Annotated in this window: 16 protein-coding genes and 1 pseudogene; 15 read left to right on the top strand and 2 right to left on the bottom strand. The window is 62.4% G+C overall.

All coding sequences use genetic code 11. From position 1 onward, the window contains the following. Positions 1-52: 52 nt before the first annotated feature. Positions 53-1,033: pseudogene (locus tag AB4Y44_RS07540) on the top strand (fatty acid desaturase); the annotation flags it as partial. Positions 1,034-1,057: 24 nt separating this feature from the next. Here the strand turns inward: AB4Y44_RS07540 and AB4Y44_RS07535 are convergent. After that, entirely contained in the window at positions 1,058-2,230 is a 1,173-nt protein-coding gene (locus AB4Y44_RS07535; protein ID WP_368699129.1) for an epoxide hydrolase family protein, read from the bottom strand. A gap of 370 nt (positions 2,231-2,600) precedes the next feature. Here AB4Y44_RS07535 and AB4Y44_RS07530 point away from each other — a divergent pair, with 370 nt between their 5' ends. The 4 genes from AB4Y44_RS07530 to AB4Y44_RS07515 all read left to right on the top strand — a co-directional run bounded on the left by AB4Y44_RS07530 (position 2,601) and on the right by AB4Y44_RS07515 (position 8,278). Beyond that, positions 2,601-3,626 carry an amidohydrolase family protein gene (locus tag AB4Y44_RS07530; RefSeq protein WP_342923113.1) on the top strand — a complete coding sequence of 342 codons (1,026 nt, stop codon included), beginning with the start codon at positions 2,601-2,603 and terminating at the stop codon, positions 3,624-3,626. Positions 3,627-3,714: 88 nt separating this feature from the next. Then, positions 3,715-4,443, top strand: coding sequence for a substrate-binding domain-containing protein (locus tag AB4Y44_RS07525; protein ID WP_368699128.1), 729 nt, complete (start codon positions 3,715-3,717; stop codon positions 4,441-4,443). Between the two features lie 182 nt (positions 4,444-4,625). Then, a complete protein-coding gene (locus tag AB4Y44_RS07520; RefSeq protein WP_368699127.1) occupies positions 4,626-6,401 on the top strand; it encodes a tannase/feruloyl esterase family alpha/beta hydrolase in 1,776 nt (591 codons plus the stop codon). Between the two features lie 527 nt (positions 6,402-6,928). Then, positions 6,929-8,278 (top strand): aromatic acid/H+ symport family MFS transporter, encoded by a 1,350-nt coding sequence (locus AB4Y44_RS07515; protein ID WP_342923110.1) that lies wholly within the window; start codon positions 6,929-6,931, stop codon positions 8,276-8,278. Between the two features lie 122 nt (positions 8,279-8,400). On the opposite strand, the gene AB4Y44_RS07510 is transcribed toward AB4Y44_RS07515, so the two are convergent. After that, positions 8,401-9,987, bottom strand: coding sequence for a methyl-accepting chemotaxis protein (locus tag AB4Y44_RS07510; protein WP_368699126.1), 1,587 nt, complete (start codon positions 9,985-9,987; stop codon positions 8,401-8,403). 825 nt (positions 9,988-10,812) lie between these two features. On the opposite strand from AB4Y44_RS07510, the gene AB4Y44_RS07505 reads away from it, so the two are divergent. The 10 genes from AB4Y44_RS07505 (at position 10,813) to tssJ (ending at position 26,629) form a co-directional block, all read left to right on the top strand. Continuing rightward, entirely contained in the window at positions 10,813-13,185 is a 2,373-nt protein-coding gene (locus tag AB4Y44_RS07505) for a DUF2345 domain-containing protein (RefSeq protein WP_368699125.1), read from the top strand. Between the two features lie 73 nt (positions 13,186-13,258). Further along, positions 13,259-15,670 (top strand): hypothetical protein, encoded by a 2,412-nt coding sequence (locus AB4Y44_RS07500; RefSeq protein ID WP_368699124.1) that lies wholly within the window; start codon positions 13,259-13,261, stop codon positions 15,668-15,670. Positions 15,671-15,672: 2 nt separating this feature from the next. Next, positions 15,673-16,326 (top strand): hypothetical protein, encoded by a 654-nt coding sequence (locus AB4Y44_RS07495; RefSeq protein WP_368699123.1) that lies wholly within the window; start codon positions 15,673-15,675, stop codon positions 16,324-16,326. Positions 16,327-16,428: 102 nt separating this feature from the next. Then, positions 16,429-18,330 (top strand): hypothetical protein, encoded by a 1,902-nt coding sequence (locus AB4Y44_RS07490; RefSeq protein ID WP_368699122.1) that lies wholly within the window; start codon positions 16,429-16,431, stop codon positions 18,328-18,330. Further along, the gene (locus tag AB4Y44_RS07485) at positions 18,327-19,055 is read left to right on the top strand and encodes a hypothetical protein (RefSeq protein WP_368699121.1); all 729 of its coding nucleotides are present in this window, start codon (positions 18,327-18,329) and stop codon (positions 19,053-19,055) included. Before AB4Y44_RS07490 ends, AB4Y44_RS07485 begins: the two co-directional genes overlap by 4 nt. Before the next feature lie 31 nt (positions 19,056-19,086). Further along, positions 19,087-19,347 (top strand): PAAR domain-containing protein, encoded by a 261-nt coding sequence (locus AB4Y44_RS07480; protein WP_368699120.1) that lies wholly within the window; start codon positions 19,087-19,089, stop codon positions 19,345-19,347. A 71-nt stretch (positions 19,348-19,418) separates the two neighbouring features. Then, a complete protein-coding gene (locus AB4Y44_RS07475) occupies positions 19,419-20,627 on the top strand; it encodes a hypothetical protein (protein ID WP_368699119.1) in 1,209 nt (402 codons plus the stop codon). Further along, positions 20,608-24,246 carry an ImcF-related family protein gene (locus AB4Y44_RS07470; RefSeq protein ID WP_368699118.1) on the top strand — a complete coding sequence of 1,213 codons (3,639 nt, stop codon included), beginning with the start codon at positions 20,608-20,610 and terminating at the stop codon, positions 24,244-24,246. The genes AB4Y44_RS07475 and AB4Y44_RS07470 overlap by 20 nt, the downstream gene beginning before the upstream one ends. Beyond that, positions 24,243-26,102, top strand: a complete 1,860-nt coding sequence (tssF, locus tag AB4Y44_RS07465; RefSeq protein WP_368699117.1) for a type VI secretion system baseplate subunit TssF — start codon at positions 24,243-24,245, stop codon at positions 26,100-26,102. The genes AB4Y44_RS07470 and tssF overlap by 4 nt, the downstream gene beginning before the upstream one ends. Then, positions 26,102-26,629, top strand: a complete 528-nt coding sequence (tssJ, locus tag AB4Y44_RS07460) for a type VI secretion system lipoprotein TssJ (RefSeq protein WP_342923101.1) — start codon at positions 26,102-26,104, stop codon at positions 26,627-26,629. The genes tssF and tssJ overlap by 1 nt, the downstream gene beginning before the upstream one ends. Positions 26,630-26,667: the final 38 nt, after the last annotated feature.

Below are 26,667 nucleotides of genomic sequence, written 5' to 3'. Positions count from 1 at the left end.
TGAAGCGCCGCGCGTTCGGTAGGGTGAGGACCTGCGTTGCTTTGCTCTCCGTATGGAGTGGCACCATCCTTCATCGCGGGAGCTGGCGAACATGGCCGAATACTTCGACGCAGACCACGCGCGGGAAGTCGCCGCGCTCGCCACCGGGTTCACCGCACGCACGGAATGGCCCACGTGGCTGCTGATCGCCGTGATCTACGGCGGCTGGTTTGCGGTGCTGGCGTTCGTGCGCTCGGGTCTGCTCACGCTCGTGGCCGCCACGCCATGCCTCATCGTGCTGTGCGCCTGGCATATGTCGCTCCAGCACGAATTGCTGCACGGTCATCCCACCCGGTTCGCCTGGCTGAACATGGCGCTGGGCTGGCCGCCGCTCGCTATATGGTTTCCCTATGCGGTGTACCGCGAGAGCCATATGGCGCATCATCGCGACGAAGCGTTGACCGTGCCCGGCATCGACCCCGAAACGAACTACGTGCAGCACGCGCAGTGGGCCCGCCTGCCGCGCTGGCATCGCGTGCTATGGCACGCACGCAAGAGCTTCGTGGGGCGGGTGGTGATCGGGCCGCCGATGAGCGTGGCTGCCATGCTCGCCGGCGCGGCGAAAGCGCTGCGAAGCGGCGACTGGCGAGACGTGCCGATGTGGCTCGCACACTGCGCAGCTGTCGTGCTGCTGCTCTCGTGGGTGCAGCGTTACGCGGGCGTGCCCTGGTGGTGGTATCTCGCCGCCGTCAGCTGGCCCGCGCTCGGGCTCGCGATGGTCCGCTCGCTGTACGAGCATCGCGCGGCGTCGCATCCCAAGGCGCGCATCGCCATCAACGAGGCCGGCCTCGTCATGCGCTTTCTGTATCTGAACAACAACTATCACCTCGTGCACCACGATCTGCCGCGCTTGCCGTGGTTTCAACTGGCGCGTGCCTACCGCATGCGGCGCGACGACTATCGCCGCAAATGCGGCGGTTTCGTGATCGAAGGCTACGCCGCGCTGCTCAGGCGTTACGCGTGGCGCGCGACGGATGCCCCCGCGCACCCGTTCGGCGACAACACCGCGCAGTGACGTTCACTCGCGGAACCGTTTGAAAAAGAGGCGAATGTCGGCCGCGAGCAGATCGGGCTCTTCCATGGCGGCGAAATGGCCGCCGCGCGGCATGTCGGTCCATTGCGCGACATTGAACACGCGCTCGAGCCACGACCGCGGCGGGTGATTGATCTCGCTGGGAAAGCGCGCGAAGGCGACGGGCGGCGCCACGCGTTGCCCGGCCGCGAAGCGAAACGGCTGGAGACGGTTTTCCCAGTACATCTGCATGGACGTGCCGATGCTGCCTGTGAACCAGTACAGCGAAAGGTCCGTGAGCAGGGTGTCCTTCGAGAACCGGCGCTCGATGTCGCCGTCGCAGTCGCTCCATGCGCGAAACTTCTCGCCGATCCACGCGGCCAGTCCCGCGGGCGAGTCGTTGAGCGATGCTGCCGCCGTTTGCGGCTTCGTGCTGTGCATATGCGCGTAGCCGCCCTCCAGCGCTGCCCAGTCGGCCTTTTCGCGCAGATAGTCCTGTTCCGCCTCAGTGAGCGGGGCCTGCGCGGCATCGATTGCGGGCTCGTACGAGCTGGGCAGGAAGTTCAGGTGGATGCCCTCCACGGCCTGGCTGTGCCGCGCGGCGAGCGCGATGGACACGCCCGCGCCGAGGTCGCCGCCCTGCGCGCCGAAGCGCTCGTAGCCGAGACCGCGCATCAGCGCGGCCCACAGGTCTGCGATCTGGAACGCGGAGGTGCCGGGTGCCGCCGGCGCGGGTGAAAAGGCAAAGCCCGGCAGCGACGGGACGACGACGTCGAATGCTTCGGCCGGGTCCGCGCCGAATGCGGCGGGGTCGCAAAGCCGGTCGAGCAGCGCATGGAATTCGACGAACGAGCCCGGCCAGCCATGCGTGATGACGAGCGGGTAGGGCTTCGGGCCCGCGCCGCGCCGATGCACGAAGTGCACGCGCTGGTCGCCTGCGGCACCCGCCCCCCCCACTTCGGCCATGAACTGCGGCAACTGGTTCAGCGCGCGTTCCGCGGCGCGCCAGTCATATTCATCTGCCCAATACGCGACGAGCTCGCGCAGCCACGCATTATCCGCCCCTTGTTGCCACGCCGGTGACGGCGTAGCGTTGGCCCAGCGCGTGGCGCGCAAACGCCGGCGCAGGTCGTCGAGTGCCTCGTCGGGTACGCGAATTTCAAATCGGTCGATATGCATGGTGGTTCATCCGCACGCTGGCAGGCCAGGGAGCTGACCATTATGAGCGAATTCGCCGCCGCGCATCGGCCGCCCCCAGCGACCCTTCGAATTCCATCCATCGCTTACCAGATGTTTATCGAGGCATCCATTTCATTTATCGGCGTTTGGGCAGCGCGGCGGGGCCGCGCCACGCCTCATCGGGCCAGCGCGGCGCGGCGTAAACCCCACGGCGTCCGTGGGTTCCGCTATTTTCAGCCGTCGGCTGCCGCGCCCGCTTATTGGCATGAGCGGTATTTTTCGCGCCATCTAGGTAATAGCCCTGGCTACTAGCGCGGTGGGGCCAATTCGTACCGTAGCGCAACGATTCGAATCAGCAGCAGAGGTCCCAATGATCATCGACATTCATGGCCACTACACGACGGCGCCCGCAGCGCTGGAAGCGTGGCGCAAACGCCAGATAGCGGGCATCGCCCATCCGTCGGAGATGCCGAAGGTATCGGAGCTGAAGATCAGCGACGACGAATTGCGCGCATCCATCGAACTCAATCAGCTCAAGCTGATGCGCGAGCGCGGTCTCGACCTGACGATTTTCAGCCCGCGCGCGAGTTTCATGGCCCATCACATTGGCGACTTCGAGGTGTCGAGCACCTGGGCCGCCATCTGCAATGAGCTGTGCCACCGCGTGAGCGAGCTTTTTCCCGACCATTTCGTGCCGGCCGCGATGCTGCCGCAAAGCCCGGGCGTCGATCCCGCCACGTGCATTCCGGAACTCATCAAATGCGTGGAGCAGTACGGCAATGTGGCGGTCAACCTGAATCCCGATCCCTCGGGCGGCCACTGGACGAGCCCGCCGCTTTCCGATCGCCACTGGTACCCGATCTACGAGAAGCTCGTCGAATACGACATTCCGGCGATGATCCACGTGAGCACGAGTTGCAACGCGTGCTTCCACACCACGGGCGCGCACTACCTGAACGCCGATACGACCGCATTCATGCAGTGCCTGACGTCGGACCTGTTCCGCGATTTCCCCGCGCTGCGCTTCGTGATTCCGCACGGCGGCGGCGCCGTGCCTTACCATTGGGGGCGCTTCCGGGGCCTCGCGCAGGAGCTGAAGAAACCGCCGCTCAGCGAGCATCTGCTGAACAACGTGTTCTTCGACACCTGCGTGTATCACCAGCCCGGCATCGACCTGCTCACGCGCGTAATTCCCGTGGACAACATTCTGTTCGCGAGCGAGATGATCGGTGCGGTGCGCGGCATCGACCCCGAGACGGGGCACAACTACGACGACACGAAGCGCTATATCGAAGCTGCGCATGTCGATGCCGCGGATCGCTACAAGATCTACGAAGGCAACGCGCGCCGCGTGTATCCGCGCCTCGACGCGCGGCTCAAGGCAAAGGGGCTGTGAGCGCGCACGTTGCGCCTCGCAATCCGTGCAATACCAGCGAAGCGTAAGACAAGGCGGCCTCGCTCACCCTCGACTGAAACGGAAGTCAATGACAAAGGACGATGTGAAAAGCAACGCCGCGCTGGCGGGGATCGGGTCGATGGCGACGCGCCTCCTGCTCGCGGGTCTCGCCGAGCAATACGAGCGCGCAACGGGGCAGCGGCTGACTGTTGCCGCGATAGGCGGCGTGGAGGCCGCGCGGCGTGTGCAGGCCGGCGCGCCATTCGATTTCGCCGTACTGGCGTCGGCGGCGATCGACCGCCTGGCGGCGGGCGGGCACCTCATTGGCGCGCGCACGGACGTCGTGCGCTCCGGCATGGCGGCGGCCGTCGCCGCGGGTGCGGCGCAGCCGGATATCGGCACTGAAGACGCACTGCGCGAGACGATGCTGCGCGCGGCGCGCATCGGCTACTCGACGGGGCCTAGCGGCGACCATCTGCTGCGGCTGCTCGAGCGCTGGGGCGTGGCCGAAACGCTCGGCCCGCGCCTCGTGATGGCGCAGCCGGGCGTGCCGGTGGCCAGCCTGATCGCGCAGGGCGAGGTCGAGATCGGGTTTCAGCAATTGAGCGAGCTAAAGGATGTGCCGGGCGTTGACGTGATCGGGCCGCTGCCGGCCGGGGCGCAACTCGTCACGGTCTTTTCCGCGGCGATCTGTGCGGTGTCGCAGCAGCGGCAGGCGGCGGCGGACTTCCTCGCGTTCCTCGGTTCGGCGCGCGCCGAGGTGACCAAGCGGGCGTTCGGCATGGAGCCGGCAGGCAGCGCGGCGTACGGGCTGTAGCAGGGCGCCAGCAGGACGGCAATAAGAGCAATAGAAGGAGCAATAAGACGATTGGATTGGACATCTCATGTCGCACGGTCCACGTATCCAAATTAATTAGGCTTACTAATCAGAAAAACAGAATCGGAGGCGTGAAAAGTGAATCAGAAGAACACCAGAACGGACAACCCCAGGAGGCAAGCATGAGAACCCTGCATACCCGGCGGCTTTTCACGAGCGTGCGCGCTCGTGCCGCCTCGCTGCTCTCGCTGTGCGCCCTCTTCGCGGCGGCCACGCTCGTGGCCGCGTGCGGCAGTGGCGGCAGCGGCAGCAGTAGCGCCGATGCGTCGAAAGCTCCGCTCGCGGTCGTCGCGCCCGTGGTGGATTGCTCGAAGCTGGCGTCGGTCGACATCACCGATATTGGCGGCGCGGGCAGTGCGATCACTTCGGCTAGCGTCACTACGGCGACCATCAACGGCGCTTCGGTCAACTTCTGTACGGTGAAGGGCACGCTCGCGCCTTCGAATACGTTTGAAGTGGCGCTGCCGGTGAACACGTGGACGCAGCGCTTTGCGGCGCTGGGCTGCGGGGGGCTGTGCGGCAACCTGAGCGACCCGACCCAGCAGTCGTCGTTCAGCTTTAGCTACACGTGCCCTCTCGTGCAGGAAGGCGGCTTCGTGACCGCGGCGACCGACATGGGCCACTCGGGCAACGACACGACGTGGACCACGGACCCGCAAAAACAGGCCGATTTCGCCTATCGCGGGCAGCACATCACGACGCTCACGGCGGAGAAGCTCATCAAGGCCTATTACGGGCAGACGCAGAAGTACGCGTACTTCATCGGCTGTTCGGACGGCGGCCGCGAAGCGCTCATGGCCGCGCAACGCTACCCGGACGACTATAACGGCATCGTCGCGGGGGCGCCGGCTGCGCACTTCCAGATCCAGAACTCGCTGTATCACGGCTGGAGCGTGGAGTCGCAAAGCACGACCGGCGACAGCACTGGCAACGCGACGCTCTACGCCGACAAGGCGCTCGTGCTGCACAAGGCCGTCGTCGCGGCATGCGGCGGCCAGGCGGGCGTGCCCGATGGCCTGATCGCCGATCCGCGCACCTGCAACTTCGATCCCGCCTCGATTCAGTGTGCGCAGGGCGCGACGAACACGAGCAACTGCCTGACCGCAGCCGAAGTCGCCACAGCGAGCAAGATCTATGGCGGACCGGTAGACGCGACAACGGGCGAGCGTATGCTGGCGGGCTCCCCGCAGATGGGTTCGGAGGAGAACTGGGTCGGCGTGGAAGTGCCGACGACGAAATCGACGGCCACGCCGGTTTCGGTGAAGAGCCTGTTCAGCTACATGATCGTGACGGGTGCCTATAACCTGATCTTCACGGGCTCGCCCAGCATGCCGACCATCGACACCTTCGGCTACACGGATGCGAGCTTCTATCCGACCTACCTGCAGGCCAACCATCCGCTGATGGACGCGACGAACCCCGACCTGTCGGCGTTCAGGAAAGCGGGCGGCAAGCTGATCCTGTGGCACGGCTGGGCGGATCAGCACATTTCGCCGCTCTTCACGATCCAGTACTACGAAGCGATGCAGAACACGATGGGCGCTTCGAACGTGAGCGATTTCGCGCGAATGTACCTCGTGCCCGGCGTGGCCCACTGCGGCGGTGGCGAAGGCTTCCCGAACATCGACCTCGTCTCGCAGATCACGGCGTGGGCCGAGCAAGGCACGGCGCCGAACGCGGTCATGACGTATCAGACCGATTCGTCGAACAACGTGACGGCCAGCCGCCCGGTTTATCCGTACCCGGCAGTCGCGCAGTTCATGGGCACCGGAGACTGGCATCTCGGCGCGAACTGGACGCAGGGCGCACCGCTGTACAACCAGCCCACGCATACCTGGGCAGGCTCGAGCTTCTATGCGACGTACACGCCGACTACGCAGGGTGTTGCCGCGCCTTAACGGGCAAACTTCGGGCACACTCACATGATTCACCGTTGAACCGGCCAGCCCTTCGGGGCTGGTTTCGTTTGCATCTCGATAACTGAATCGCATGGCAAATACGGGGCAAGGGCGGTGGCCTGAACGGCGCCGCCATATCGAAAAGCGCCGCACAAGAAGAGCGCCGCCTGGCGATGTAGCGACAACTGAATTCCGCACGATCGTCCGGCGCGTTTGCGAATCCTTTCGGAGAACATCAATTTTGCTTATCACGCTGGATTCGATTCCAGCCCCGAGCCGCATTGGGCAAAGCGCCGGCCGAATGAGCCCGGCCTTTACGCGGCGCGGCTTCCCGGGTGGTATCGCGGATGCGGGCGTGCCGAACTCGCCCATGCAGACGGGCGCGGATGTATCCAATATGTGGTTAACCCGCACTTTCAGACGAGGGGTTGGCCACCTATCGTGCCCCGACGGATAGCAGTTCATTGAAATTCGACTCGGGCACGAGCGAGCGGCAGACCACAGAACGGACAGGAAGGAGACTACAGATGTCTGGCAGCAAAACAATCGATATCAAGGCGTTCATCGACGAACGCCACATTTCGGCCTACCAGTGGCTACTGGTGGCGCTGTGCTTCCTCGCGGTGACCGCCGACGGCATGGACGTGGCCATCATGGGCTTCGTCGCGCCCTCCATCATTCACGAGTGGGGCATTTCGCGCCCCGAGTTCGGGCTCGTCATGAGCGCGGCGCCCATCGGCCTCGTGATCGGCGCGCTGGCCGCCGGCCCGGCCTCGGACCGCGTTGGCCGCAAGTGGGTGCTGATCACCTCCGTGTTCCTCTTCGGGGTGTTCACGATCCTCACGGCGTTCACGCAGTCGCCGGTTTCGATGGCGGTGCTGCGCGTGCTGACCGGCATCGGTCTTGGCGCGGCCATGCCGAACTCCACGACGCTGCTCTCGGAGTACTCGCCGCAACGCCGCCGCGCGCTGCTCATCACGATCATGTTCACGGGTTTCAACCTCGGCTCCGCGTTGATCGGCTTCGCGGCTGGCTGGCTCGTGCCGAACCATGGCTGGCGCGCGGTGCTGATCTTCGGCGGCGCCATTCCGCTCGCACTCGTGCCGCTGCAGGCCTGGCTGCTGCCGGAATCGGCGCGTCTGCTCGCCGTGCGGGGCGCCACGAGCAAGCGCATTGCTGCGACGCTGAACCGCGTGACCGGCGCGAATTTCGCCGGCGACGAGAACTTCGTTTCGACGGAGCCGCCGCTGCCCACGCGCAAGCCGATCGGCGTGCTGTTCTCGGAAGGCTATGGCGTGATGACCATCGCGCTGTGGGTCACGTATTTCATGGGCCTGCTCGTCATCTATCTGCTGACCGGCTGGCTGCCCACGCTGATCAAGGACGCGGGCCTTTCCATCACGGTGGCGGCGAACGTCACGGCCATGTTTCAGATCGGCGGCACGATCGGTGCCGTGCTGGTGGGCTGGATCATGGACAAGGTGCGTCCGGCGCGCGTGATCAGCGCGGCGTATGTCGGCGGCGGCATCTGCGTGCTGGCGCTGGCTGGCGTGGGCGCGCTTTCCTCGTCGCTCGCCCTGCTGGTATTCGCCGCGGGCTTCTGCATGAGCGGTGCACAAACGGGTTTGAACGCCTACGCACCGGGCCGCTATCCGACCGTTGCGCGTGCAACCGGTGTGAGCTGGATGCTGGGCATGGGCCGCTTTGGCAGCATCTTCGGTTCGGCCATCGGCGGTGCGTTGCTGGGCCTTGGCTGGGAATTCGCGGCGATTCTCGCGATGCTCGCCGTACCGGCGGTGCTCGCGGCGATTGCGATCCTGGTTTCGCAGCGCGCACGTCATTCGGAACCGGCTACGCAGGTGAGCGCGGCACACTGAGTCTGGTTTGGCAACAGCGCTGGATCGATCGGCGCGGCGGTGCGGATTGCACTGCCGCGCCGTCTTTTTTCGTATGGCGTGAGAGCGGAGGCATCGCCTCCGCCCGACTGCGGCTCAGCCCATCAAATCCTGAACGCGTCCACCGTTTCGATCACGGTCTGCGCATTCCTGCCCAGCGTGTTGGCCGAAATCGAAAAGTGATTCACGAGTGCGCTGTCTTGCTGCGTGAGCGCCTCGATATGATCGAGAGCCTGCTTGATCTCGGCGATGCTGGCGCTTTGCTCGCCGCTCGCGGTATTGATTTCGTCGATCAGCACGTTCACGTCGCGCACGGCCTGAACCGCCTGCTGCATCTTTTCCCGCGCCGTTTCGGTGAGCTGGCAGCCTTCCTGAACCTTCTGCGTCGAGTCGACGATCAGCCCCGCGATTTCCTTGGCGGCCATCGCCGCGCGGCCCGCGAGATTGCGCACCTCGCTCGCGACCACGGCGAAGCCGCGTCCGTGCTCGCCCGCGCGCGCCGCTTCCACGGCCGCGTTGAGCGCAAGAATATTGGTCTGGAAGGAAATCCCTTCGATCACCTGAATGATCTCGCCGATCTTGCGCGAGGCCTCGGTAATGCCCTGCATCGTCACCGTCATGGCTTCCACGGCGCGGCCGCTGTCTTCGGTGATGGCGCGCGCCTGGCCCGCACTGGTGGCGGCCTGGCGCGCCGCATCGGCAGTCTGCCGCACGTTGGCCGCAATATGCTGCATCGAAGCCGCCGACTGCTCGAGGCTCGCCGCCTGCGATTCGGCTCGCGCCGAGAGCGTCTGGCTGCCTTCGGACACGGTCGCCGTGGCGGCGCTCATTCTCGCCATCTGGTCGCGCGCGTCGCCGACGATGGCGCGCATGTTCAGGCTGACCTGATTGACCGATTGTTCGAGCTTGCCGACCACGCCGGTGGGCTTCCAGGTGTTCTCGACTTTTTGCGTGAGGTCGCCCATGGCGAGCCGCGTGGCCGCGCCCAACAGCCGACGCAACGGATAGATGAACATGAAGCGCATGCGGTATTCGGCCAGCACGCCGAACGCCACGCAAGCGGCGAGGCCGATCGCCGTGCGCACCGGCGTGATCGACGCGGCGCCGCCGTCGATCAGGACACCGGTGACCATACCGGCTGCGGCGAGACCGCTCGTGAGCAGGTAGGTCTGCGTCTTCATGGTGGGATGCACGAAGCGCGCAAGCCGCCCCACCATGTCCTTGCGAACGATTGCGCCTGCCTGCAGATGGTGCGCCTGCCGGCCGGCTCTTTGCTCTGCGAGCAAGGTCGCGTACAGCGCCTCGGCGGCGCGAACCTGATCGCGCGAAGCGGCGGTGTGAACGGCCCGGTACGCAACGACATGCTGCCCTTCGATGATGGGCGTGACGCCGGTTTGCACCCAGCAATGCCGCCCCTGGCTGAAGCGGTTCTTCAGCACGCCGACCCATGGTTCACGCTTTTTCAGCGTGGCCCACATGTCGCGATACACCTCGGCGGGCATGTCGGGGTGGCGCACGACGTTATGAGGCTGCCCGATCAGGGCTTCGCGGGAAAGGCCGCTGGCTGCGATAAATGCGTCGTTGCAGTAGGTGATCACGCCGCGCGTGTCGGTGGTGGAAACGAGCAGTTTCCCGGGTGGGAGAGCGGCTTCTCCCTGCTGGTTGGGTCGGGTCGATGATTCGGTGTGCACTCGTGGTCTCCGTCGCTTTTTGATTGGGTTGTCCCGCTGTCCGATGCTTATCGGCCGGTGTTTTCGATCATGAATGGGGCGGTTCGAGGGCAAAAAACGTTGCTGCGGCGGAGGAGGGCGATAAATGGAGCGGAGCGTTGGGGCGTGGGCCGGGGTGCCGTGGCTGAAACGCCCGTGGCATAAGGATCGCACCCAGGAAGACGAAGCGTCGGTGGCTTTTCAGTGGGCGTGTGCATGCACAACACCCGATAACTTCTTCGCAAGTCCAGCAAAGCAGATTCGATACGACTGGTCGAAACGTGTTCAGCAAAAGTCGATAGCGACGGCCATTCCGAATGACGTGGCTTAGCCCGGTCTCCTCCACTGCGTCACGTCAGTTGAGAGCAGACGTGATACGAGTCCAGTTTCGCTAGCTCGAGCTAGAACCCGGCGGCGAGATGTGGCGCAAATCCAATTCGCATTGCGTCCAGCGGTGATCAAGGCTTGTCCGCGTGGATCGCAGAACTCGCTTGCCTGCTCCGCAGGCTGCGCGTCAATTTTTCAATTGGCGGCTGGCGTTAGGACTGGGCGCCCGGGCGGTTGCAAACGAAGCTCGGGCTGCTTTTGCGCAACGAGGTTCCGCTTGATCGGCTACCGCGAAATTCTGTCTTAAAAAATAAAAGGACTCCGATTTATTGTCATTTAACAGGGATGTTAAAGATTCTGGGGAAGGCCGATGTCTGGTGATTGACGGAGCGTGCTTGCAGCCCTAGATTTTTCACGCGATAGCTGCGGACGCAACGATTTTGTTTTTTCGTTCCTTTCAACCGCACAGGAAAGCGTCGAATGAATGCTCTCTCGAAGAATTTCACCGATGCGCTGCGACACCCGAGCGTGCGCGTGACCCAGCATCTCAGGCTGTGGATCGGCAAGCAGGAGAATGATCTCGATGTGCTCGACTTCAAGGTGCGCGGCGGATTTTGCAAGGATTACGTCGTCATTGTCACGGTCACGTCTGTGCGCCTCGACATCGACGGCAAGGATTACGTCGGGCGGCGCGCGGGCCTGCAGGTCGACGAGCGCGCCGCGGTGCCCTCGGCGAACTGGACGACGCCTGCCGATCATGCGGCGGCCACTTTCAATGGGGTGGTGACGCGCTGGAAACGGATCCGCACAAGCCGTGACGAGGCGGCCTACGAGGTGCGCATCGAACCGCGCTTCGCTGCGCTCGGCAAGCGCATGGTCCACTCCGATGTGCTCACCGATGTCACGTTCGAGGAGATGGTCAGGAAGAAGCTGGTCGACGGGCAAAACTTCGACGCCTTCGATGTCGAGTTTCATCTCGAAGGGCCGCAGGAAAAGATGCAGCAGATCGTGATGTACGAGGAGTCGGTTTGGCACTTCATCGCACGTCATGCGAAGCGCAAGGGCATTTTCTGGTTCTACCGGCAGGAGCGCGGCGAGAACGGATTGCTCGATATCCTCGTATTCGCGAACAATCCGCGCGCCTATATCCGCTCGGTCAACTTGCGGCTGCTGGCCAGTTCGGGTCTGCACAGCAATTCGCACGAGGCGGCGCAGGAGGTTCATGAGCAGCGTGCCCTGGTGCCGGCGGCGATTGAAGTTTGGGAGCGGAACTACAGGACGCCGGAGGACCCGCTCAGGGCCATGGCGAAAGTCTCCGCGGAGGCGGACGACCGCTCGGTGTTCGGGCAGATCAGCCGCAGCGCGGAGTTCCATCTGACGCAGCAGCAGGGCGAGACGCTCGCTCAGGCGCGACGCGACGAGCAAGTCGCGCGTCAGGTGACGCTCGCTGGCGCTAGCGACGCGAAGGGCATTGCACCGGGCGTAGTGATCAAGCTGACCAACGCGAAGATGCCGAGCGCCGAATACGGCTTCGTGGTGACGTCGTTCAAGATGAAGGGAAGCCGCACGAAGCCCGCTTTTGCGCGCTTCAAGGCGATGCCCGCGCACCTGACGTATCGGCCGGCGTTTGACTACGAGCGGGATTGGCGATTTCTGACGGGGCCTGTCGTCGGCGTGGTCACGACATTGGACTCGACCCCCTACGCATACGTGGACGAATACGGGCGTTATCCCGTTGTACCGAAGTTCCTGCAGGGCTCGAGAAATGCCAATAACAAGCTGCTGAACCTGCGCCTGCTGCGTCCGTCATCGTCCTACCAGGGCGGCTTCCATTCGCCGCTGCTTCCCGCCACCGAGGTTTTGCTCGACGGGGCCCACGGCGATATCGATCGTCTCCATATAACTGGAGCCCTGCACGATTTTTCGCACCCTGATGTCGTACGAAGCACCGACGCGCTGTTTAGTTACGCGATCTGGCGCTCGCCGCTTCTCGGGGCAGAGATCGTTTTCAATGACCTGAAGGGCAAGGAAAGCGCGCGTATCGCGACGGTCTACAGCCGGTCTGCGATCAACCAGGGGTACCTGCTCAACAGTAAAAAGCTCCTTCGCGGTGAGGGGTACGAAATTACCTCGAAGTCGTGGGGCACGATGCGCGCGGCGAAGGGGCTGTTCTTCTCGGCGGACGCGGCAGCGGGACCGGATACGCCGCACCTGGAGATGCCTGCCGCCGTCGCGCAACTCAAGGCGGCGCTGCAGCGCGTAACGGACCTCGCGGCGGCGACGACGCAGGCCGGGGCCGATTCTGCCGACCGTGCGACGCAGTCGGCGCTGCTCGACGGCTTGAATCAGCTTCGTGACGCAGGGCTCCTCGCCAGCGCCCCGGCAGGTATGGCGTTCGTGACGCCGCGCTCGGCCCAGCACTCGGCCGGCGAAAACATGATCGTCACGGCGGGCCAGCACATGGACGTCAGCACCGCCAAACGGCTGCGGATGGCTGCGGGCGAACTGTTCTCGCTATGCGCGCACAAGCTCGGTATCAACCTCACCGCCGCGAAGGGGAAGTTCACGGCCTCGGCGCTCACCGACGGCATGGACCTGTTCGCACAGAAGCAGCTACGCATCGCGAGCGAGAGCGAGGACGTCCAGGTCTTGGCGAAATCGAAAGTCACGCTCAACAGCGGAGGGGCTTCGCTCGTCATCGAGGGCGGCAACATGACCTTCCACTGTCCTGGCGCGTTCACCATCAAGGCGGCCTCGTTCACGTTCGTCGGCCCCGAGAACGTGCCGGCCCCGTTGCCCTCTCTGCCGAAGAGCAGCCTGAAGATTCCCGAACCGTATTCGTCATCCCACTGAAGCCATGATCATCAGCCCTCCCTTTCTTCCGGCGTCGGGCCCGACGGCCAGCGACGCTTCGAAACTGGACCCCATGATGGATATCATCGACCAGTTCGAGATCGGCCATCACGGGGTCTGGCCGGTCACCTTCGACCGGCGTTCTCATTGCGCTATCCATCTGAATCCTGGTACGCAGGGCGCGGGTCGAGCAGAGCCGGTGCGCGCGATCGCTGATGGGGAGGTTGTCGCGTTCCGGGTCTGCAAGAACGGCATCCCGGATGGCGCGACCGATTCGAAGACCGGGCAGCCATTGCTGAACTCGAACGCCGGCTTCGTTCTTTTGCGGCACAGAACCGACACGGGCGACGGACGCACGATCACGTACTACTCGCTCTACATGCACCTGCTGGACATGACCAGCCAGGAGGATATTGTTCCCCAACCTAACGAGCCACCGGAGACCGGCTCGGCGAACGCGCTACCCAAATGGCTGCTCGATACCGCAGCGGGCAAGGACGGGACGGTCCAGCTGGGCTGCACGAAGAGGGTGTACCGCAAGGACATACTCGGCTACGTCGGCCAGCACCAGGGCGTGGCGCACCTGCACTTCGAAATCTTCATGGCGGATACCGATTTCACGGCCTGGTTCGATAAGGTACAGATCGGGGTGAAAAACCCGGCACAGCCGACCACGGGCGACTATTGGGGGCACAGCTATTTCGTCATTTCCGGCCCGCAGGAGTTCTATTCGCAACCTGCCGGCATGGATGAGACCTGGTTCCCGCGCGTGCCGGGTGGATCGCTTGGCGCAGGCGATACGCTCTATGTCGAGGCATGGTTCAACAAGGGGCAGCGTTTTACGCGCGCGTGGATCGATAGGGGTGGCAGTGGCAACGCGACCTTGCTCACGCCCGACCCCGTTGCGGATCCTTATGACAATGCCCGAAAGCGCTACGAATACAGTCTGTATGAACGCGCGATGGCCCTCTATCCGGTGTGTCCGAGCGATGGCTATGAGATGCTGCGGTTCGGGCGCATTCTATCGGAACATTCAACGCTGACGCAGGCGGCTTGTGCCACCTGGATCGCAGTGCCATTCGACGAGAATGGCACGCTGGGCTATGTCAACATCGCGCCGGACGCCATCAAGAAGCTGTCCGACGCGGATTTCCCGTTCTTTACGGGTTGGCAAAAGGTGGATGATGACAACACGCCGTTCAACGACGCCGGGCGATGTGATTACGCGACGCTTTGCGGGTTGACGGGCATTCAGGATTCGCTGCCGTCGGCGCAACCGCTCGAAGTCGATCCGAACAACAATGACGTCAACCTGCAGCTTGCCAGCTACGTGCAGAACACGGATGGCGTGGACGAAAAGCTTCGGGGGATGGTGTTCAAGGCGCGCAGCGAATGGGATCCGTCCAATAACGCGGAACGCTACAAGGACCTGAACGATCCGGCTGGATTCTTTGGCAAGCAGAAGGATACCAATCCAGACGGGTACAAAAACTTCACGGACTTCCTGAGCAAGTTCCAGTTTCTGGACAAGACGGCCCTTGCCGGGCAGCAATTCTGGTTCTTTCATCCGCTGGCGTTTATCCGGCATTTCAGGAAGTGTGCGTGGTTAAGTGCGAGCGAATTCAAACAACTGTTACCGACTGAAGTCCTGCGCGAAGCCGGAGCACACGGGCTCTATTACGAAGACGTGGCCTATTCGAGGCGTCGAGCAGATCTCGCTAAAACACATCGGATTCCGTTAAATTGTGCTTTGCGAAAATACACCATTTCTACACCTGAACGCATGGCGGCGTTCTTTGGAAATTCTTTGCAGGAAACCCAATGGTTTGAAAACTTGCATGAGAACAATCGTAGTGAGTGGTACTACCCATGGGATGGTCGAGGATTTCTTCAGCTTACGCATTCGTCAAATTACATCGGTTACTGGGATTTTCGGGGACGTAAGGGCCAGATATCACAAACAACACGTGACGCCTTGGCACATGCTCAGGCTCAAGCCAATCAACATCGGGCGCAGGCCCAAATGTATTTAGCTGACCCGGTCAGTGGCGTGACGCTCGTGATGATCGGGTGGCGCGAGCAAGTCAGTGCCGAGGGCCAGCCTGTAACGCTTGAAGACACCGTTGCTCCCGCCGATAGCGCAGGGTACTACTGGGCCAAGATGGGCATGGCTCGTTACGCTGATAAACCGATCGCTTTGGAGCGACGTGCAATAACTGCCAGGCGACCACCTGATCCCCATCATTCCCATCCGAACTCGCCAGTTGGAAAGGTCTATTACCACAGCATGAATTTTCGGGACGCGTCAGCTGTTGTGAATCTCCCCAGTACGGTAGGACAACCCAATAGACCTTTTAACGGTTACATCGCCCGGTGCGTGGCTTACGCGCAGGCGCTAGCGGTGCTGGCCGAAGTCAAATTTCCAGATGCGTCTGGGGTTCCCTCACTGGGGTTTCCTGAGGGACGTATTCCTCGGAGAGATTGAACATGCGTGACAAATTGCGTGTAGTTTTGCTTGGGATCATTTTCGTAATCATCCCATTCGTCTCGTATGCTACGGATAGCGCCGTTGCAATTGCCGAGCCATCTAGGCTCGTGGTCGACATGGGGCAAAAATGTGTTATCAGCGTCAAGGACTATTTCAAAGGTCATCTAGCCAGCGGAATGCCATTGAATGCGTCCTACTGGACAGAAGAACCACCCGTTAAAGCGCCGATGTTGAAGTTTGGCATAAATTTCGTTTGCACCCGTTTGATAGATCAATCCAAAGAGGAGATCGCACGGCAGCATGGTGCTGTCTATGACGGAAATAGAAAAAATTGGATCCCTTACTTCGATAGCGAAAGAAATGAAAAACTTTTGAGCGAATTCACCAAAGTGGGTAACCTGGATGCAGTCAACGGGAACGGATTTTACGTAATCCAAGACGATCGGGATGGCGATCCGGCGCAGCGTGAGCGCTACCTGTCATTTTGTATTTTTCACGGAGCCATCGCCTTGTGCGGAGGTGAACCCGTTATGTACCTTAGCGATCCAAAGAGTAATCTGCTCCCATACGCTCTTGATATTCTTCGTAGCGTCGAATTTATTGACTTTTCAGGGCGAAATTCCGCGCCAGCAAGTATCCCTGTTGACCAGTGACGCTTATCCGGTGAAAAAATATGGCAACAGAGCCGCCGGTTGACACAAACGGTAATCCAGCGACGGATTGCGGAAACGGTAAAACATGGAGTGTCGGAAATAATGAAAAAGAGAATTTCGATATACCAACCGGTCACGCCATTCAAGCGTCATTGGCGAAGCGGAAGCTATGAAAGGATATTCATTTTCGTGAAAAACCCGGCACAGCCGACCACGGGCGACTATTGGGGGCACAGCTATTTCGTCATTTCCGGCCCGCAGGAGTTCTATTCGCAACCTGCCGGCATGGATGAGACCTGGTTCCCGCGCGTGCCGGGTGGATCGCTTGGCGCAGGCGATACGCTCTATGTCGAGGCATGGTTCAACAAGGGGCAGCGTTTTACGCGCGCGTGGATCGATAGGGGTGGCAGTGGCAACGCGACCTTGCTCACGCCCGACCCCGTTGCGGATCCTTATGACAATGCCCGAAAGCGCTACGAATACAGTCTGTATGAACGCGCGATGGCCCTCTATCCGGTGTGTCCGAGCGATGGCTATGAGATGCTGCGGTTCGGGCGCATTCTCTCGGACCATCCGACTCTGACCGGTGCGGCCTGTGCCACCTGGATTGCAGTGCCATTCGACGAGAATGGCACGCTGGGCTATGCCAACATCGCGCCGGACGCCATCAAGAAGCTGTCCGACGCGAATTTCCCGTTCTTTACGGGTTGGCGAAAGGTCGATAGTGACAACACGCCGTTCAACGACGCCGGACGATGTGACTACGCGACGCTGTGCGGGTTGACCGGCATTCAGGATTCGCTGCCGTCGGCGCAACCGCTCGAAGCCGATCCGAACAACAACAATGAGGTCAACCTGCAGCTTGCCAGCTACGTGCAGAACACGGATGGCGTGGACGAAAAGCTTCGGGGGATGGTGTTCAAGGCGCGCAGCGAATGGGATCCGTCCAACAACGAGGAACGCTACAAGGACCTGAACGATCCGGCTGGATTCTTTGGCAAGCAGAAGGATACCAATCCCGACGGGTACAAAAACTTCACGGACTTCCTGAGCAAGTTCCAGTTTCTGGACAAGACGGCCCTTGCCGGGCAGCAACTCTGGTTCTTTCATCCGCTCGCGTTTATCCGCCACTTCAGAAAGTGTGGGTGGCTAAGTCGCCAGGAACTTCAGCACCTGCTTCCAAAAAATGTTGTACAAAAAGCCACGCCGTGGAAGTGGCAAACGGTACACCTTAGTTGGGCTGCTTCCATGTTGGCAGCAGATAATCCGAATGCCATTAAGAGGCGCTTGGAACTCAACAACGCGATCCGCAAATACGGGATTCAATCGCCCGCGCGTATGGCGTGTTTCTTTGGAAATGCAACAGAGGAGACGCAATGGTTCCAAAAATACCATGAGGGATCACCATTTTGGTACGCTCCATGGGATGGGCGAGGAATGCTTCAGCTCACACACGCCACAAATTATATTAAATATTGGAAATTCAAAGGGATTGTAGTAAGTGCAACGGTGGAGGACATCCTGAAGCAGCATACCCAGATGGCTGACCAAAGCAGAACATTGCCCAATGGTCGTAAGGGGATGTACGATTCGATGCATTACCTTAGAGATACATCTACGCATATTCCGGCCGACCTTATCGAAAAAAGAGAGGCGATGGCCAACCCATTTGAAGCAGCGGATAGCGCGGGCTGTTATTGGGCTTGGTCGGGTGCAGCATGTTGCGCAGACGAGTACTGGACTAATCAATCCAGTGAATACAGTCCGCTCTCAACGGATCACGGAGTAAAATACTTCTATATAAACTGGGCGTTTGGTAAGGTCGCAGCCACAATAAACACTGGCACGCCAAGTAGTAACTATAACTCGGTGTGGGACATACAGTCTCGGTTTTTGTCATTCGCTAACGCACAAATAATACTATTCGATGTAACCAGCTTCCCGCAGCCGGACGGGAGTACATCTATTTTCCCAGTTGGTTTCGGGCGCGTGGAGGAATCGTGAAGCATTACATAACAATCTTTGTGGCTGGTTGGCTCGCTGTTGCATGCTTTTCTGGTGAAGCATTAGCCGATGAGGGCGTGAGGAAGTTGGGGGTGGGCACAAGCACACTCACGGCAGATGGACCAACATCGGTGCAAGTAAAAATGGGTGACTGCAAGTTTTCGATGACTCTGAAAAAGGGCGAGCATATTAAATACAACGATCCAGATCTCATAATTTATCGCGCAGACGCTCCCCTGCCTGATCGGGAACTTCCATTCCTTCAGCAGGCGCAAATGTATTCTGGGTATGACTGGTGGTTTGAGAAACGCGGGACTGCACACGTGCCATGGATTGGCTTTATGTGCGAAAACACCGCAGATTTTAAATGGTCTCCCGATAATGCACAAACCGATATTTCACAAGAGATGCAGGATATCACGAGTGCTAACTCATTGAGGTGTCCCGCATATTTTGACGGGAAGAAATGGAGTTCGCTTCGGAAGAGTGGGGTGGTGAATTTTGAAAATATCGATGTGCCCGGCGCAAATGGGTTTGCTGTCGATATTGAATCGAAAGATGGGATTCAAGGATCGCGATTTTGTTTCGTCAAAGGAAAGAACGTTTTGATTGGTGTGTCTGGCGGGGGGGCGGATATTCAGAGCGAAGGAAACTCGAAGGATGGTTTTCTCCCCACTCTCTTGCGAAGTGTTCAATTTAAATGCGCTGCTATGCCGGCGCAGTAACAATAGTCGAAATCAATTATTTAACTAGTATATGCAATCTCCTATCCGTAAAGGCGACAAACTCGAACATGGCGGCGAAGTCACAGGCGGCTCACCGTGGTTCGAGGTGATGGGTCGCCCGCTCGCCCGGAAGGGCGACGAGGCGATCTGCGAGCAGCATGGGCCAACCACCATTGACGAGGGCTACGCAAAATTTCCCGATCGCGACGGCAAGGAGATTGCCTTCCATCATTGTCGCTGCGCGTGCGGCTGCCGTCTGCTCTCGTCGCTCATGAATTTCAACATCGAGTAATGCCGGTCGATCTTTCTCCCGCCGGACGCCCCAGGGGATATCCGTCCAGGATGCGCTTCTGGCCATGGGCGATGACGTGGTTCATGTGTAACGTGTTCGGTTCGTTGCTCGTGCTGTTTTCGTGGCCGAAGGGTGAGCTTGCTAGTGGCCTCGGGTTCTGGAACTGGATGGTCGGCGCACCGAACGGCGTGTTCCTGGTTCTGCTAGGTTTCGCCCGGGCAGGTTACGAGGTCCAGTGGTATCGCGCGTACTGGCGCAACCATCATCGCGACCGCTGGCTCAAGGAGAGGATCCGGTTCGCGCAGCGTCCGCTGCACGTAGTTGGTACCGGGTATTGCCTACCGCTGGCGGGCAAGTCCCTTACCGAAGCTCTTGCAGGCAAGCGCTCGCTCCTCAAGATGCAGAGTGCCCGACATGGCTCGGGCAAGGTCTCGTGCAATCGTTTCGAGGACTGTGACCCGTTGCTGGCCGGGTTGCCGGTGGCGGGAGAAGAGGAAAGCGAGGGCGACGACGCCGGCGTGCTGCTGGAGGTCGCTCCCGCTGTTCAGATGATCCGTGTTGCGCTCGAACCTTTAGTCGGCAATATCCAGGCGCTGACGCGATACGAAAAAACGTACTGGCCACAGGTACGCGTGCTGGCGGGGCCGGAGACTGCGGCCCTGCGCCTGACGCAGGTTCGGGAAGCGTTGCGGCTGGCGGCGCTGCCGCCACTTGATGTTCAGGCCGTCCCCGCGACCGATGGTCTGCTGGTTGCCGACGGCTGGCTCGACGCCCACGATCACCGTCCGCTGCTTGCGGTCGCCGCAGCATGGTACGACGATGCCATCGACGAAGGCTGTGCCGAAGGTTGTGCCGCCGTGCTGCTCGATCCCGGTTACTTCAGGCTCCCGCCGGAAGTCTGCCACAAGGCTGCGCTGCACCGTCCAGTCCAGGCAATCGATGGTAAGGCCGAGTACGGTTTTGCGAATGCCGCTATCTGGGGCAAGGCTAAGGCCGCAGAGGTAACGCGCGCGTGGATCACGCGCCCGGTAGAGCACAGCGACCGCGCCCTCGCTGCCGCCGGTTTTCAGGCCGCGTCGAAGGACGCCGCACAGTACCGGCTCGATCGTATTGTCGGCAACGTGGGTACCGCAAACGGCCTGCTGGCGATTGCGGCCGCCATCGAGGCTAGCGCTGCAGACGGCCCGCAACTGGTTGTCGACGGCTTGCAGTCAGCCATCCTCCACGTCATACCAGCAGAACAACCCAACGCCTCCACACATGACGACTCTCCAAAATAATCTCAAGAACATGGAGCCCGAAGCCGTGGCCAGCAATCCGGCTCTGAGCCGCGCGGCGATCTGGGGCATGCCCCTCGCAGCGCTCGTCCTCGCCATTGCCGCAATCCTGTTGGTCTGGTTCGGGAATGACCGTCTTGGTATCGCCGATGGCGCACCTCGCACGCGGCTACCGGTCGGCATCCCGATCGTGCTGGTTTTCGTCGTGATCGCGCATCTGTTCGCGGTATCGACGGGTGCATATGGCTGGGCCGCCAGACTGTTCCGCTCGGAAACCGGAGACCGCACGAAGGCCGCGAAGCCGCTCAAGCGCGACGCGCGGCTGCAACGCATGGCCGAGGAACTACGTGTCGCTCATGGCTGGTTCTGGCGCTACCGTCTGCGCTGGCTGATGGTCGACGGCAGCGACGAGCGGGTCGATCAGGTCGCGCCCGGGCTCAAGCAGGCAGGCGTTATGCACATCGGCGAAACCGTCCTTGTCCACGCTGCGCCGGACGGTATCGAGAAAGAAAAGTGGCTCGGCCAGATCCGCGAATTGCGCAGTCGTCGCCCGGTCGATGGTCTGGTCCACGTCGCACGCGCCGACGAGACCGATGCGGGCCTGCCACGCGCGCTCTCGATGATCGCGACCGCGCTCGGCTGGGCCGCACCTGTCACGTTCCTGCACCCGGTCGAGGCGAAGGGTAGGCCGTCCGAAAGCTTCGACGCGGTCGGCGCCTTCATGCCCAACGAGCCGCGCAGGAAGGCGCAGGAATCCGCCGCAAGACTGCCGGAGCTGTTCAACGAGGTCGAGCGCTGGACGGCAGACGCGGGCGTGCGCCTTTATACCCAGGAGAAGGCGACCTGGCTGATGGAGGTCTCGAAGTATGTCGGCGACCATGCCGCGCGGATCGCTGCGAGCCTGGGCGCGCTCGCCGCGTCGAACTGGCTGCGCGCGCCGCTCGCGGGCGTCATGTTCGCGCCGGTTTTCCCGGGGGCGACCGTCGTGCCGGTGCCGGTTGCGAGCGGGGGCGAAGGGGACGGCGCGCCCGGCGAGCCTGAGACGGCGGTGCCCGTGGAAATGGTCATGCGCGAGCAGCCGCGCGCCATGCTGCCTGTGTGGCAGCAGATTGCGGCCTGCGCACCCCCGTATCGTGGTCGCCGCGCGGGGCTGTACTGGCTGGACGTGCTCGCGTGGTGCGTGCTGGCCGGGGCCATCGCATGGATCGTGCTGCTGGTAATCTCGGGGCTCGGCAATCACGCACTCATCAAGGATGCCGAAACGACTGCTACGGTTGCCCTGGAAGCCACGCCAGGTTCGCCGCAGGCGATGCGCTCGCAACTCGCCCTGCAGCAGCGGATAGCGACGCTCGAATACCGCCGGGATCGTGGCGTACCGTGGTATCTGCGCGCGGGTCTCTCGCACAACGACGAACTGCTCGACGCGCTCTGGCGGCCCTATCAGGCCGTGGCTATGCGCAACCTGCGCCAGCCGGTCGTCCAGGCGCTCGAAGGGCAACTTGGCGCATTCTCGCAGGTCCGTGCAGACGAACAGCAGAGCCATGACGCGCAGCAGATCGCCTACAACCGCCTGAAGGCGTACCTGATGCTCGCTACCCCTGCGCGCACTGACGCAACCTTTCTCAGGCAACAACTGCTCGACGTCTGGCCCGCGCCTCCCGGTATGCGCGTGGGAGAGTGGCTCGACGTCTCGCAGCAACTCGCGGGCTTCTGGTCCGATCATCTGAAGGCGCATCCCGACTGGCGGATCAATCCGTCACAACCGCTGGTCACACAGATGCGCTCGACGCTCGTCAACCAGATTGGCCTCGCGGCGAGCGACGACGTGCTCTATCAGCGCGTCATCGACGCGGCGCGCGGCAGGTACGCCGACATTTCGCTTGCGACGCTACTCGCGGGCGCGGATTCGCACGGTCTTTTCACGACCACACAGACGGTGCCGGGCATCTTCACGCGCGCAGCGTGGGAGGGCGTCGTCGAGAAAGCCATCGAAGATGCCGTGAAAGGGCAGCGTGTCGAGGGTGACTGGGTGCTGACCGGTGACCAGCCGACCGCCCGCATCAGCGCCACCGCCGTGGAGGGTGCGGTTGACGCGGCCCAGGCCGCAGTCGAAGCAAGGAAGGCCGCCGACGAGCTGAGAAAGCGCCTGTGCGACCGGTATTTCACGGACTACACGGCAGCCTGGGCGACGATGCTCAACAGCTTCCAGTGGCTCCCGGCGACCAGCTTCTCGGGCGTGATCGACCAGCTCACGCGCCTGACCGATGCGCAGACCTCACCGCTGCACGCGGTCATGAAATCGGTGCAGTACCAGGGCGAGGCGGGCCGCCCCTCGCAGGCGCTGACCGATACGCTCGTGCGCAAGGCGCAGGGGTTGCTCGGTGGGAGCGATAGCAACCAGACGCAGGCCCCCATCGTGAACCCGCTCGACCGCTCGTTCGGCCCGCTGCTCGCGCTGATGGGCGACACGAATCCTCCAGCGGCGAGCGGCAATGCGGGTCACGCTCCGGCGGCAAATGCCGCCGCGTTCAGCGGCGTGAGCCTCTCGCGCGTGCTGACCGCCGCTACGACCGTGCGGCTGAAACTCCAGCAGATCCAGGCGAGTCCGGACGCGCAGGCCATGGCACGGAGTCTCGCGCAGGCGGTATTCCAGGGCAAGCTCTCGGATCTGTCGCAGGCGCGCGACGACGCGGCGCTGACCGCCGCGAGCCTGGGCGCACAGTGGGCGGGCTTCGGCCAGACGATGTTCGTGCAACCGCTCGACGCGGCCTGGCAGGCGGTCCTGCAGCCCGCCGCTGCGAGCCTGAACGAGGCATGGCGAGCGGGCGTCGCGGCCCCCTTCGCCTCGTCGTTCGCCGCGCGCTTTCCGTTTTCGCCGGCGAGCGCCGACGCGTCCTTCGCCGAGTTTGGCCGTTACGTGCGGCCCGACACGGGGCTGATCAACCGCTTTATCGAGCTTGAGCTGTCCGGTGTGCTCAAGCGCCAGGGCGACCAGTGGGTGCCGAACGAACTCGCGCCGCAGTCGCTGCAGTTCGATCCGAAGTTTCTCGCCATGCTCCGGCTGATGGGTCCGCTCGGCGCACGTCTCTATGCGCGGGGCGAGGCGGGCTATCACTTCGAGATCATGCCGCAGCCGACGCCGGACGTAACACGCACGGAGCTGACGGTGGATGGCCAGCAGATCGTCTATTTCAACCAGCGCGAAACGTGGACGCCGCTGGCATGGCCGGGCAACGGTCTGAACGGCCATGCGGCGTTGAACTGGCAGACGCTCAACGCAGGAGTGCGGATTGCCTTCGACGCGCCAGGCGACTGGGCCCTTCTGCGGATGCTCGAAAAGGCCCAGGTCAAGCCGCTCGACGATACGCGCTACGAACTCGTCTGGAACGCCGGGGCGGGTGGTGATGCCGCGAAGGCCGCTTCCGCGACGTCCGATGACGGTGCGGACGGGAAGGCGACGCCGTTGCGCTACGTACTGCGCGCGCACGCCGGATCCGGACCGCTCGAACTGCTGAAACTGCGAGGCATGCGCATGCCCGAGCGCATCTTCGTGACGGGCCGCGCCGGTGTGATCTCCGGATTGCCCGCAATGCCGCCCTTACCGCCGGAGTCGCAGCCATGACGGCACCATGGAAAGCCACGCAACAGGAAGGCGCAAACCCGTTCCTGAGATATTTCGACGCCGAGATGCGCTACCTGCGCGAAACCGGTCGCGAGTTTGCGCACGACCAGCCCGAGGCCGCGCGGCGCCTGGGCATGCAGTATGGCCAGGAGCACGACCACGTCCGCGCGGTCAACGAAGCCTTCGCATTCGTGATGGCGCGATTGCGCATGAAGCTCGACGACGGCATGCCGGAACTCACCGGCGAGATGCTCGACAACATTTACGAGCACATGGCGCGCACGATCCCGTCTCTGTCGATCATCGAATGTACGCCACTGAACAGGGGGGCGAAGGTGGCACAGATTCCCGCCGGGGCCGTGGTGCGCTCGGCACCGGTCGGTCCGGATCAGGTGCAGTGCCCCTTCCGCACGACGCAGGCAGTCGAGCTGCTGCCGCTCTCGGTCGAGGATGCTGCGGTGGCAGTACGCGCCAACGGGCGCACGGTCATCCGCCTGGCGTTCGGCCTCTGGTTCGTAGACCAGCGAGAGCCTGTCGACCTGTCGCGTATCCGCCTGTACCTGCATGGCAACCGGCCTGCCGCCGCCGCGCTGTACGCGGCGCTCACTCGCCAGATCGCCTCGGTCGGGTTGCGCCTGCCGTCGGTGGGCGACGGCTCGCTGCTGCCGCTCGACGGGGTGCATTTCAAGCCGGTGGGGTTCGGCCCGTCGACGCGGTTGTGGCCGATCACGGACCCCGCGCGCAACGAGTTGGTGGACCGCGAGCAGACGCTGCTGGAGTACTTCGCGTACCCGCAGAAGTTCCACTTCGTCGACCTGTGCGGCTTCGACAGCACGATGGTGCCGGCAGGCGAAACGCGCATGATTCTCGATATCGAACTGGACGGGCGTATGCCTGGCGACCAGCCGGTAGGGCGCGAGAGCTTTCGCCTCTTCTGCACGCCCGTGATCAACCTGTTCGCGGTCGATGCACGGCCGCTGCAGCCCGCCGACTGGCATGACAGGGAACACCGCGTACGCGTGCATCCCGCCGTGGAGAGCCACGTCGAGCCCTACGACCTGCTTGAGGTGACCGCTGCAGACCCGGAGGGCAGCGTACGGTACGCCTACAGGCCGTTCAAAAGTTTCAGACATCGCGGCTGGATGCTGCACTACGAGAAGCCGGAACGGTACTTCCGTACTTCGACGCGCTACGGCGTGGTGGGGCAGGAGCTGTGGGTGACCCTCTCAGGGCAGCTCTGGGCCGGAACGTACCGCCACGCACCGGACGACGAGGCGCGTCCACGGCCCGACCGCCATGTCATGGTGCGTGCGCTCGCGCACAACGCACGCCTGCCGCGCATGGCGCTTGCGGAGGCAACGATCACGGAAACGGTCACGGGCTTTACCGGCATCGCATTGGTGCGCAACGTAACGGCGCCGAGCCTGCCCCAGTATCCGCCGCGTTACTACCCGGGTTACGACTGGCGCGTGCTTGGCCACTACACCGCGAACGGTGCGAATGAATTCAACCGGATGCTGATGGAAGGCGCGCCGGTCCTGCGCGAGATCCTCGAACTCTACGACTGGACGGCTGACGACGCGGTACGGCGGCGCATCGACGCGATCCGGACCGTGCATTTCTCGGAGGACCAGGAGATCCAGCAGCGTGGCTACGTACTGCGGATCGTGCGCATCCACGTTGATCTCGACGCAGGCGGTTTCGACGGGCCGGGCGACGCTATCCTGTTCGGCGACGTGCTGAACCACTTCCTGGGACGTTACGCGAGCGCACGATGTTCCATGCAACTGGTACTGACGATCGACGGCAAGGAGACGGTGTACCCACGCACCGACTTTAAAGGGGCACCATTCTGATGCGCGCTGGGATCAATACTGGAATCGTGCGGGGTGCGCTCGTCACAGGTCTCGCGCTGTCGGTTTCGGCGTGCGGTATGTGGCAGTCAGTCAAGGACGGAACCGTGAATGCCGCGCGCGCGGTGTTCGAGACGAAGGTCGAACAGATGAATCTTGTCATCACGGCGCGCGGCGCGCTGAACCAGGACGTGCGCGGCGTTTCGCTTCCGGTCGTGCTGCGGATCTATCAGCTCAAGGATGACAAGCCCTTTGCGACGGCGACCTATGCGCAGCTGCTGGAGGGTAACGATGCGCTGAAGGCCTCAACACTCTGGAGCCGGGACGAGACGCTGGGCCCGGGGCAGACGCTGAAGGTGGCGGAGCCGATTGGCGCCGCGGCGAACTATGTGGGTGTCGCGGCGTTCTTTCGCGACGCGGCCAACACCGAATGGTTCGTGCTGGTACCGAAATCGCAGTGGAAGAAGACCGACCCGGTGAGGCTCGTGGCAGCGGAGCGCACGCTGGAAATCGACTCGGAGCACCGATGAAGTCTCTGCACTGATGGATGATAGTCATGCGCTGGCCG

Origin of the sequence: Paraburkholderia sp. BR10937 (assembly GCF_040965695.1) — a bacterium.
Classification (GTDB): Bacteria; Pseudomonadota; Gammaproteobacteria; order Burkholderiales; family Burkholderiaceae; genus Paraburkholderia.
This window is presented reverse-complemented; position numbering and strand designations above follow the sequence as displayed.

Coding starts and splice junctions, on each gene's coding strand:
- AB4Y44_RS07535 (WP_368699129.1), bottom strand. CDS start 2,230: ATGCATATCGACCGATTTGAAATTCGCGTACCCGACGAGGCACTCGAC.
- AB4Y44_RS07530 (WP_342923113.1), top strand. CDS start 2,601: ATGATCATCGACATTCATGGCCACTACACGACGGCGCCCGCAGCGCTG.
- AB4Y44_RS07525 (WP_368699128.1), top strand. CDS start 3,715: ATGACAAAGGACGATGTGAAAAGCAACGCCGCGCTGGCGGGGATCGGG.
- AB4Y44_RS07520 (WP_368699127.1), top strand. CDS start 4,626: ATGAGAACCCTGCATACCCGGCGGCTTTTCACGAGCGTGCGCGCTCGT.
- AB4Y44_RS07515 (WP_342923110.1), top strand. CDS start 6,929: ATGTCTGGCAGCAAAACAATCGATATCAAGGCGTTCATCGACGAACGC.
- AB4Y44_RS07505 (WP_368699125.1), top strand. CDS start 10,813: ATGAATGCTCTCTCGAAGAATTTCACCGATGCGCTGCGACACCCGAGC.
- AB4Y44_RS07500 (WP_368699124.1), top strand. CDS start 13,259: ATGATGGATATCATCGACCAGTTCGAGATCGGCCATCACGGGGTCTGG.
- AB4Y44_RS07495 (WP_368699123.1), top strand. CDS start 15,673: ATGCGTGACAAATTGCGTGTAGTTTTGCTTGGGATCATTTTCGTAATC.
- AB4Y44_RS07490 (WP_368699122.1), top strand. CDS start 16,429: ATGAAAAAGAGAATTTCGATATACCAACCGGTCACGCCATTCAAGCGT.
- AB4Y44_RS07480 (WP_368699120.1), top strand. CDS start 19,087: ATGCAATCTCCTATCCGTAAAGGCGACAAACTCGAACATGGCGGCGAA.
- AB4Y44_RS07475 (WP_368699119.1), top strand. CDS start 19,419: ATGACGTGGTTCATGTGTAACGTGTTCGGTTCGTTGCTCGTGCTGTTT.
- AB4Y44_RS07470 (WP_368699118.1), top strand. CDS start 20,608: ATGACGACTCTCCAAAATAATCTCAAGAACATGGAGCCCGAAGCCGTG.
- tssF (WP_368699117.1), top strand. CDS start 24,243: ATGACGGCACCATGGAAAGCCACGCAACAGGAAGGCGCAAACCCGTTC.
- tssJ (WP_342923101.1), top strand. CDS start 26,102: ATGCGCGCTGGGATCAATACTGGAATCGTGCGGGGTGCGCTCGTCACA.